This is a genomic window from Alcanivorax sp. 1008, from assembly GCF_020667895.1.
Taxonomy (GTDB): domain Bacteria; phylum Pseudomonadota; class Gammaproteobacteria; order Pseudomonadales; family Alcanivoracaceae; genus PGZG01.
Genome location: NZ_JAFMPS010000084.1, coordinates 1 through 721, shown reverse-complemented (window position 1 = coordinate 721; position 721 = coordinate 1). Strand labels below are relative to the sequence as shown.

The following is a 721-nucleotide window of genomic DNA, read 5'->3' as shown; positions in this document are numbered from 1 at the left end:
CTTACCACGGTGGGGTTCATGACTGGGGTGAAGTCGTAACAAGGTAGCCGTAGGGGAACCTGCGGCTGGATCACCTCCTTAACGACCGAAGATATCAATCCTCAGAGTTCACACGTTTGTCTGTCTGGTTTTATAGTGCGCGAGAGACCTTGCCGGGTCTGTAGCTCAGGTGGTTAGAGCGCACCCCTGATAAGGGTGAGGTCGGTGGTTCAAGTCCACCCAGACCCACCAAATTCGCTTTGTTTGTCTGCTTTGGCAGCCTGGCGGGGTGAGTTTGAGGATGCTGCAGTTTTGGGGCCATAGCTCAGCTGGGAGAGCGCCTGCCTTGCACGCAGGAGGTCAGCGGTTCGATCCCGCTTGGCTCCACCAAGTGCAGCGGCACGGTAAGGAAAGTTATAAAAGAATTCAGAAAAAAGTGAACCATCACCATCGGGTTCGTTTTTTTCTGATTTCTAAAGTCAGTCTCGCTTGCGACGAGCAGTGAGTAGATCTTTAACAATATGGATTGAGTCGTAATTAAAGAAGTGAGTGTCTTTGAATGCTGACACTTGCGTCTTTTGGCGAAAATTATCTGTTGCGAGTCTGTGTGCTTGGAGTGGTTACGCGGGATATTGTGTGACTGTTTTGGGTTATATGGTCAAGTGACAAAGCGTACACGGTGGATGCCTTGGCAGCCAGAGGCGATGAAGGACGTTGTAGCCTGCGATAAGCTTCGGGGAGG

General features: G+C 51.0%; 2 tRNA genes and 2 rRNA genes. All 4 read left to right on the top strand.

Features of this window, described 5'->3' with window-relative positions:
- A 16S ribosomal RNA gene (locus J1C54_RS16370) occupies positions 1 to 81 on the top strand; the annotation flags it as partial.
- A 73-nt stretch (positions 82 to 154) separates the two neighbouring features.
- Positions 155 to 231 (top strand) — tRNA-Ile (locus J1C54_RS16365).
- Positions 232 to 293: 62 nt separating this feature from the next.
- Positions 294 to 369, top strand: a tRNA-Ala gene (locus J1C54_RS16360).
- A gap of 266 nt (positions 370 to 635) precedes the next feature.
- Positions 636 to 721, top strand: a 23S ribosomal RNA gene (locus J1C54_RS16355); the annotation flags it as partial.